The sequence below is a fragment of the Chamaesiphon sp. OTE_8_metabat_110 genome (genome assembly GCF_031382685.1).
Classification (GTDB): domain Bacteria; phylum Cyanobacteriota; class Cyanobacteriia; order Cyanobacteriales; family Chamaesiphonaceae; genus Chamaesiphon.
In genome coordinates, this window is record NZ_JANMZA010000042.1 from 1 (window position 1) to 9,196 (window position 9,196).

Annotated in this window: 10 protein-coding genes; all 10 read left to right on the forward strand. The window is 47.9% G+C overall.

Annotated features, from left to right (window positions below):
- Positions 1–229 precede the first annotated feature (229 nt).
- Positions 230–436 (forward strand): DUF2839 domain-containing protein, encoded by a 207-nt coding sequence (locus RMO52_RS01765; protein ID WP_310410366.1) that lies wholly within the window; start codon positions 230–232, stop codon positions 434–436.
- Positions 437–583: 147 nt separating this feature from the next.
- On the forward strand, positions 584–1,072 hold the full coding sequence (locus RMO52_RS01770) for a 2TM domain-containing protein (RefSeq protein WP_309745386.1): 489 nt from the start codon (positions 584–586) through the stop codon (positions 1,070–1,072).
- A gap of 1 nt (position 1,073) precedes the next feature.
- A complete protein-coding gene (locus RMO52_RS01775) occupies positions 1,074–2,900 on the forward strand; it encodes a hypothetical protein (RefSeq protein WP_310410368.1) in 1,827 nt (608 codons plus the stop codon).
- 397 nt (positions 2,901–3,297) lie between these two features.
- Positions 3,298–3,603, forward strand: coding sequence for a hypothetical protein (locus RMO52_RS01780; RefSeq protein WP_310410370.1), 306 nt, complete (start codon positions 3,298–3,300; stop codon positions 3,601–3,603).
- Positions 3,604–3,702: 99 nt separating this feature from the next.
- Positions 3,703–4,011 (forward strand): hypothetical protein, encoded by a 309-nt coding sequence (locus RMO52_RS01785; protein ID WP_310410372.1) that lies wholly within the window; start codon positions 3,703–3,705, stop codon positions 4,009–4,011.
- A 526-nt stretch (positions 4,012–4,537) separates the two neighbouring features.
- The gene (locus RMO52_RS01790) at positions 4,538–4,843 is read left to right on the forward strand and encodes a hypothetical protein (RefSeq protein WP_309745377.1); all 306 of its coding nucleotides are present in this window, start codon (positions 4,538–4,540) and stop codon (positions 4,841–4,843) included.
- Between the two features lie 99 nt (positions 4,844–4,942).
- The gene (locus tag RMO52_RS01795; RefSeq protein ID WP_310410374.1) at positions 4,943–5,251 is read left to right on the forward strand and encodes a hypothetical protein; all 309 of its coding nucleotides are present in this window, start codon (positions 4,943–4,945) and stop codon (positions 5,249–5,251) included.
- 385 nt (positions 5,252–5,636) lie between these two features.
- Positions 5,637–7,265 (forward strand): ABC transporter substrate-binding protein, encoded by a 1,629-nt coding sequence (locus tag RMO52_RS01800; RefSeq protein WP_310410376.1) that lies wholly within the window; start codon positions 5,637–5,639, stop codon positions 7,263–7,265.
- A 188-nt stretch (positions 7,266–7,453) separates the two neighbouring features.
- Positions 7,454–8,479 (forward strand): ABC transporter permease, encoded by a 1,026-nt coding sequence (locus RMO52_RS01805; protein ID WP_310410378.1) that lies wholly within the window; start codon positions 7,454–7,456, stop codon positions 8,477–8,479.
- Positions 8,480–9,121: 642 nt separating this feature from the next.
- On the forward strand, positions 9,122–9,196 hold a 75-nt coding region (locus RMO52_RS24600), incomplete at its 3' end, for a 4-Cys prefix domain-containing protein (protein WP_396134856.1).

Here is a 9,196-nt window from a genome sequence, read left to right on the forward strand (position 1 = left end):
TAGCTTTGTTAAGTAGGTAGGCGCAATTATTTATAAGATATATTGTGCCTGAAACATAGTTGGTGGGCAGTGCCCACCCTACTATCTATCTCCCACCTCTCACCTCCCATCTCCCATCTCCCACCTCCCATCTGCATACCAGATTTGATTAAAATAAGTTGCACGACCTTGACACCCATAGCAGATCGTCTCTAGATTCAGTGAATGTAGGGTTAAGCGAGGGATATTTATGGGTGACGCAAAACGGCGGCAACAAAGTGGACAAGTAGAATCAAAACGGATTGTCTCATGGTTGCCGCTGACGATCTCGCAATCGTCAGAATTTGTCCGCGTGAGCACCCAATTTGCGTGGATTGGGATTGGGTTGCTGGTGCTGGGGTGGCTGACAGTGCGGCTGATTGGGCCAACTTTTGGCTGGTGGCAACTCGTGGGTTAGACGGCGGCTAAGTACGGTAATTAGGGTAGCGATCGCTGCCGACAGCACTAGTTGTTCGATGTCATAATAAATATAGACTCTTGTCTAGATACATCCCCTTTCTCTAGTTTTGATGTCGCAGGAGAACAGCTCCGCCCCAGATTTGATATGAATTCTTCAGAACAAGCCTTAACTCGATCGTACACTCAAGAAGATGTCCAGCAGATTCTCAATATCGCTCTGGCGCAACATCCCGATGCAGATACGGAATTGTCCTACGCTCAGCTATTAGAAATCGCTGAAGAATTGCGGATCGAACCGGGTACGCTCAAACTCGCTGAAACCAAATGGTTGACTCAGCAAGGTAATAGCGTCAAGCTCCAAGAATTCGATAACTACCGTCGATCGAAACTAGAAGCTAAATTTGGTAAATATGCGATTACGAATACTTGTCTAGTCGCGCTGAACTTTTTGACGGGATTTGGCGTACCGTGGTCTTTATACGTGCTGATCTTTTGGGGAATGGGCGTCGGGTTAGATGCCTGGAAATTATTCTATCAGCGTCAAGGACAAGCCTACGATCGCGCCTTCGGAAATTGGCAGCGCAAACAAAAGATTCACAAGTCGATTACGGGCTTAATCGATAAATTAGTGTAATATGTCACCCAATCGGAGCGCAGACAGACAGTGGCAACAATGGTTGTGGCTATTAATCTGGACGCTTCTGGGTGCTGGTTTAAGATTTGCGAATTTAGAGGGCAAGCCACCGTGGGCGGATGAGTTTCGGACGCTAGTATTGACGGTGGGTAATAGTTTCAAGTCGGTGCCACTCAATCGAGTCATCGATATTCAGACATTACTAGCGCCCCTAATTCCCCATCCCCAAGTAGTACTAAGTAAAATTATCGAGCGCGTCTCGATCGAAGATCGGCAGCCGCCGATTTACTTTGGCTTAGCAGCTTTGTGGATGCAGTTATTTCCCCCTCATGGTGGCTTAGTCAGCCTGTGGGGTGCTAGGGCTTTACCCGCGCTAATCGGCACTCTGACGATTCCCTGCGGGTATATTTGGAGTTATCTGACATTTGGAACGCGCCCAGAAGATGCGCCGACAGCTAGATCGATCGCCAATTTTACGGCGGCGATGCTGGCTGTCTCGCCGTATGGGGTATTTATCGCCCAAGAAGCGCGCCACTATAGTTTAGCGAGCTTGTGGACGATCGTCTCGATTAATTGTCTGGCGATCGCCTGTCGGCATCTGGTAAGCCGCCAAAATTTACCACTCTGGCCGATCGCCGTTTGGGTGAGTGCGAATATTTTGGGGATGGGAACGCATTACTTATTTGGGATTGCCCTCATCGCCCAAGCAATTACTCTGGGGATTGTCTGGCGGTGGCAGGCTCATCAGGCGCAACTGCCTAATGCGGCACTCGCACGCAGGCGAGTACCACCGACGTGGCGGCGATTGGCAGTAGCCATCTCAACTACCACTGCTGGCGCGGCTTTCTGGCTGTGGTTGTTTGTGGCTAATGTCGATCGGACGGTTCCGGGCTGGATCGACAATCCACCGCATAAACTCATCGAAGTCTTCAATCCCTTTTTTCAAATTCTCGGGGCGGCGATCTCGATGCTGTCACTACTATTAGTAGAAGTGACAGAGTTACCACCGATTACGACGCTCTCAGATAGTCCGATCGATCTGAATATCCCGATCGTGATTTTGTCGGCAATTTTGATGCTGATCTTTTTTGTGTGGGTAACGCCACTACTCGATCGCGGCGTGCGAAGTCAGTGGCGACAACCACAATTCCAAGTTGAGACGATCGCGATCTTGTGGTTTACAGCCAGCGCCCTGGGGTTATATTTGACGCTACCCTGGCTGACTGGCATCGATATTACACGGGGGGCGCGGTATCACTTTGTCTATTTCCCCAGCCTGATGATGCTCCTCGGCTTGGGATTGGCGAGTTGTTGGCGCAGTAAACCGTCGCTTGCCAAATGGGTATCGGGCAAACAAGCCGTGACGATCGTTATCCTGATGGGAGTCATCAGTAGTGCGATCGTCGCTAGCAATTACGGCTACCACAAATATTATCGCCCCGAACAGATCGTCCCGATAATTGGGCAATCGGCACCGATTCCCGTCTTAATTGCGACGACACATAATAGTTTGATTCAAGTTGGCGAGATGATGGGACTAGCTTGGGAAATGCAGCACCCAGAATGGCAGCAGCTAGCGGCGAAGACGCAGTTTCTTTTGGCTCGTCAAGCTCAGAAATTTTGCGAGCGCGATTGTGCTGCTACTAAGCTGTTGGGCGAAATAATTGCTCGACAGTCTCGATCGATCGATCTGTGGCTGATTAATTTTAATGCGCCCAGTAATTTACCACCTACTTGCGTGCGATCCAAACAGTTTACGCGGGGAGTCTACGGGTATCAATACCAGCTCTATCACTGTCGTCCACCACTGAATGATGCTACATCTTAGGATAGTGGATAGTGAATAGTGGATAGTGGATAGTGCTAATTGCTGGGATCGAGCGAGAGCCAGATCCGTATTTGTGCTGAGCGATTGGCGCGAGCGCTATATGTTTTTAATTCCGATTCGATCGCTGTAATTATCTGTGAGAGACAGATCGAGCGTTAGTCATTGCGGTGAGAAGTAATCGATCGAGATATTATTTGGCAAGATTTCGGGAAAGTGGATTTACCGATCTGTAGTTATCGGTACGAACGCACGAGACACAAACTACACACCCAGTTAACACCGTAGAAACACAGATTAGAGTTTAGATTAAATCTCGAACCTTTACGGAATTAACCAACCAAGATTTGTAGTCTGTAGTGTTAGTAAATCACTATTCATCACTTATAGGAAATCCATCATGAACTTCAAATCTATTCTCGTTGTTGGTTTAAGCTTCGTTACCATCGGTTTATCTCTCCCCGCTCACGCTGATGATACTGCGACTGTCATCAATAGCTCCCAGGATGCGATCGTCACTGGTACTGATAACCAGACGACTCAAGTCAACGTTACTTCAGTTGAGAACAGCTCGCGCGGTCGTCGCACTTCCGGCAACACTGGCACTGCTGTTACCAACCGTCAAGGGGCAGACGTGCAAGGTAGCTTCAACGATACTACTCAAATCAATGGCGCTCAAGTTACCAACCGTCGTAACAGTCGTTAAGCCCATCCCTGCGGTTATCTAGCACTTCAATCGATAACCGCAAATCTACTCCCTGCGACATCCACATTACTGAACTTTTCTACTCATAGGAACAAAATCATGAACTTCAAATCTATCCTCGTTGTCGGTTTAAGCTTCGTTACCATCGGTTTATCTTTGCCCGCTCATGCTGATGATACTGCGACTGTAGTCAATAGCTCACAGGACGCGATCGTCACTGGTGTTGGTAACGGTACGGCTCAAGTCAACGTTACTTCAGTTGACAACTACCAAAGTGGTCGTCGTAGCTCCGGTAACACTGGTACTGCTGTTACCAACCGTCAAGGTGCTGACGTTCAAGGTCGCTTCAATGACACTACTCAAATCAATGCGACCGAAGTTACTAACTTCAAGCGCGGCACTCGTTAATAGTTACAACGATCGGATCTGCACTTTTATCGATCGCTAATCGCTCTATTTCATCTATTTAAATCAACGTGTTGCCCTCAGCAATCTGAGTCAGCACGTTGATTTTTTGGCGATCGGTTTTTGCTAAGTCAGCCCTAATAGCCTTGGCGGTTGCTATATCTTTGGTGCGTTACCCTACTGTCTTTTTGCAAATCAATAGGATTGCTATAAATAGATCTAAACGCCCACTAATTTATAATCTATCTCCCATTATCCATTACCCATTACCTCTTACCTCTTACCAGTCTGGGTTTCAGCAGCTTTACTAAATAAATTTGATTTTATCTGTCAAGATTTACGGAAAGTGAATATCTAGATTTGTAGTTATAGATACGAACGCAAAAGACACAAAACACACACCCAGTTAACACCGTAAGAATTAGATTAAAGTTGAAATTAAATCTCGAACTCTTACGAAATTAACATTTAAGATTTGTAGTTTTGAGCATAAGTAAATCACTAATTAGTCACTCATAGGAACAAAATCATGAACTTCAAATCTATTCTCGTTGTTGGTTTAAGCTTCGCCACTATCGGTTTATCTCTCCCCGCTCATGCTGATGATACTGCGACTGTCATCAATAGCTCACAAGATGCGATCGTTACTGGTACTGGCAACCGGACGACTCAAGTCAACACTACTTCAGTTGAGAACAGCTCGCGCGGTCGTCGCACTTCCGGCAACACTGGTACTGCTGTTACCAACCGCCAAGGGGCTGACGTTCAAGGTAGCTACAACGACACTACTCAAATCAATGCGACAGAAGTTATCAACCGTCGCAACAGTCGTTAATCATCGCCCTGCGGTTATCTAGCACTTCAATCGATAACCGCAAATCTACTCCCTGCGACATCCACATTACTGAACTTTTCTACTCATAGGAACAAAATCATGAACTTCAAATCTATCCTCATTGTCGGTTTAAGCTTCGTTACCATCGGTTTATCTTTGCCCGCTCATGCTGATGATACGGCGACTGTAGTTAATAGTTCTCAGGACGCGATCGTCACTGGTGTTGGTAACGGTACGGCTCAAGTCAACGTTACTTCAGTTGACAATTACCAAAGCGGTCGTCGTAGCTCCGGTAACACTGGTACTGCTGTCACCAACCGTCAAGGGGCTGACGTTCAAGGTCGCTTCAATGACACTACTCAAATCAATGCGACCGAAGTTACTAACTTCAAACGCGTCACTCGTTAAGCTCATCTCCTTGCGATTATCTGGCACTTGAGTAGGTGTGTGCAATTATTTATAAAATAAATTACGCCTGAAACCTAGCTGGTGGGCAGTGCCCACCCTACTGGGACGACTGGTGGGCACTGCCCACCCTACTTCTTAAATATTAATTGCCACTGTGGGATTCGATCGCGCTCCAAAGGCTCGCTTACTAGATAATGTAGGCGAGCCTTTTGATTTATTTGAGCGCCAATCAGATTGAGATCGAGCGACGAGCAGATCGCCGCGCAAAAAAAAGTTGCCAAATCGTTATATATTAAGTAACCTACCTGCAAAAATTTTAGATCGTCAGGTTCGCTTGACTCCAATCTAGATGCAGCCCTTATTCTGGTCACGATCGCCTACATCTATGCCTAGATGGTCTATTAGCTTAAACCCCGCCAAGCTCGGTCGCCGCCTCCTCATCTTGGGAGTGCTATTGACAACAAGTTGCTCGCAAAGTAGCAACCCTGAGACTACTGCAAGTAACGAGCCGGGACGCATTACCGTCGGTACGACCCAAAAACCGCGTACTCTCGACCCAGCCGATGCTTATGAATTGAGATCGATCGCGTTGATTCGGAACTTGAGCGATAGGTTATATACTTACGATCCTGGCAGCACCGAGATTAAGCCCCAGTTGGCGACAGCGTTACCCACCGTGAGCGCGGATGGTTTGACTTACAAGATTCCGCTTCGTCAGGGGGTATTGTTCCACGATGGCACTGCTTTTAATGCCGCAGCGATGGCATTTTCACTCCAACGGTTTATCCAAAATGAAGGAAAGCCAGCCTTTTTGTTAGCCGAGCGGGTGGAGTCAGTTACGGCAACTGGTACTTACGAATTGACGATTAAGCTCAAAAAGCCCTTTGCGGCTTTTGCCTCGATGTTGGCTTTTCCGGGTACTTGTGCGCTCTCACCGAAAGCTTACAAGATTGGCAAAGATAAGTTTGAAGCCAATACCTTTGTCGGGACTGGGCCATACGAACTCAAAGAGTATAGTACCGATCGGGTAAGATTAGTGGCATTCGATCGTTATTGGGGTGCCAAACCACTCAATCGCGAGGTCAATGTCCAGATCTTCAATAACAACCCTGCCAACCTGTACAACTCCTTCCGGACTGGCATGGTGGATGTTGCCTTCCAATCGCTCGAACCCGATCAAGTCAAGAGTCTCGAAGAGGGTGCCAAAGCCGGGAAATGGCAGTCGATCTCGATCGATGGCAGCGTGACTAGCTACTTGATCCTCAACGTCCTCCAGCAGCCCCTCGATAACCCCCTGGTGCGTCAAGCACTCGCAGCACTAGTCGATCGACCCACCATCAACGAACGCATCTTGTACGGGCAGGGCAAGCCCTTATATAGCATTGTTCCGAGTACCTTTAGCGTCTCGCAGCCAGTTTTTAAAAACGCTTATGGCGACGGCAATATTGCCAAAGCCAAACAACTGCTGACCCAAGCCGGATTTTCGCCCCAGAAGCCAGCCAAAATCCAAATTTGGTATCCTTCCGGTTCCACGCCGCGCCGCCTGACTGCGGGCTTTCTCCGCGCCTATGCGAAGCAAAAACTGGGTGGGATGCTCGAACTCGAACCCAACACGATCGAGTCCTCATCTTTTTTCAAATACGCCAGCCAAAATATCTACCCTGCTACCCTCCAAGATTGGTACCCCGATTTTCTCGATCCCGATAACTTCATCCAACCCTTTCTCGAATGCCCCAAAGGTACACCCGCCACTGGCTGCAAAAAAGGCGGCAGTCAGTCCCAAGGCTCATTTTATTATAGCGATCGGATGAATCAACTCATTGCCGCCCAAGGCAAAGAATCAGATCCCACCAAACGCCAACAAATCTATACCGACATCCAAAATCAAATCGTCCAGGATGTCCCCTTAATTCCGCTCTGGCAAACTAAAGATTTTGTCTTTGTCAAAAAAGGCATGACTGGCATTAAGATCGATCCGCTTCAGAATTTGTTGTATTCAGAAATGAAGAAGTGAGGAGATGGGAGATGGGAGATGGGAGATTAGAGCGCATAAGCTTATCTAAATCTACACCTTAATATTTTTCCTTGTAATAATCTTCACAGCTACCAGTCAATAAATAAAAAAAGTCTGTTTTTTATCTCCCAACTCCCAACTCCCAACTCCCATCTCCCAACTCCCAACTCCCATCTCCCATCTCCCCTATGTCTCGATCGAAAACCCTCCAATACTACCTGGCTGCCCGATTGCTCCTAGCTCCCTTGATGTTATGGACGATCGTGACGATTATCTTTTTCCTCCTCAAAGCCACACCAGGCGATCCGGCGGATGCCTTTTTAGGTAATCGAGCATCGGATGATGTTAAGGCAGCTTTACGGAAACAATTAGGATTGGATAAACCAATTTTATTTCAGTACTCTCGGTACTTATGGCAGATTCTCCAGGGAGATTTTGGGACGTCGATTACTAGTTCGGGCAAGGCAGTTGTGACGGTAATTCAAGAAAACTTTCCCGCTACTTTAGAACTGGCGATCGGGAGTATGTTAGTTGCTTTTATTGTCGGTGTGACGATCGGGACAATTTCGGCTTCGCGTCCCAATACAGTAGCAGCAGTTGTCGGGAGATTATTTGGGATTGTGAGTTATTCGTTACCGATTTTTTGGGTGGGGATGCTATTGCAATTAGTATTCGCCGTTCAGTTGCGAATCTTGCCGCTGGGGGGTAGATTTCCCGCCAATCTGACGCCACCTGCAAAAATTACCGGACTATACACGATCGATAGTTTATTGCACTTTGACTTAGGCAGCTTTTTTGTCTCGCTCCATCACCTAGCACTCCCCTGTCTGACGCTCGGTGTCCTGCTCAGCGGCATCTTCGAGCGGATCGTGCGGGTGAATCTTACCCAAAGTCTTAAAGCCGAATACATTGAGGCTGCTAGAGCCAGAGGCATTCCCGAACAGCGGATTTTGATCTCCCACGCGCTCAAAAATGCGATGATTCCCGTGATTACCGTCTTAGGCTTGACGACAGCTTCCTTGCTCGGTGGTGCCGTCCTAACTGAAGTTACCTTTTCTTGGCCGGGATTGGCAAGCCAATTATACGAAGCCATCTCCAATCGCGATTATCCCACGGTGCAAGGCATCATGGTCTTCTTCGCCGCGATCGTTGTTATTGCCAGTATTCTCATCGATCTGATGAACGCTTGGATCGATCCGCGTATTAAGTATTAATTTTTGGGGAGATGGGGGACTGGGGGACTGGGGGACTCTACCAATCTTGCCTTCACCCCCAACCCCTCTGTCTTGTTGCGCTAAACCGTCGGGAAACCCGACGAGCGCGCACCGCTCCCAAGCTTGGGAGAGGGGAGCCAGAGCCGCAGGATCTGGCGGGGTGAGGGCTGCCTCGGATTTGGCATGACTCAAGCAAAAGATTTCAGCTAGGATCGACATAGTTCTTCAGCCAATCGTGCGTTACATCGAGCCAGTAGATTACATATAATTTCGATCGGGGTAGTTCGGCGGTGAGTTAGCAAGCTCGAGATCGATTCTCGTTCCGATCAACTGAGCCAACGAGCGTCCGGCTGAGTAGAGATTTAGGGCGATTTCGCTGGTTGGTGGCTCATCGGCTGGGGAGATAACGTCAAGATGCGTGGTGCACGTCACTGCCGATCCTGACTTGAGTGAGTTAAGTCAATCTCACGTTAATTCGTTAGGATATTTTTACTACACGCATTAATTACTACCGAGCCACCCAAGTAATTTAGACAGTACTTTACCGATCGTTCTCAATCTGAGCGGAGATCGTCAAAAACTGAGTAGAGTTGCCAACTGCGAGCCGCGAGTCACCAATTTCCCACACCTAGAAACCACTGTATGGATATTTACTGCACTCGCCCTCATTGCGAGCAACCGCTGAACTCATTTGTCGATTTAGATGATAGTAATCTG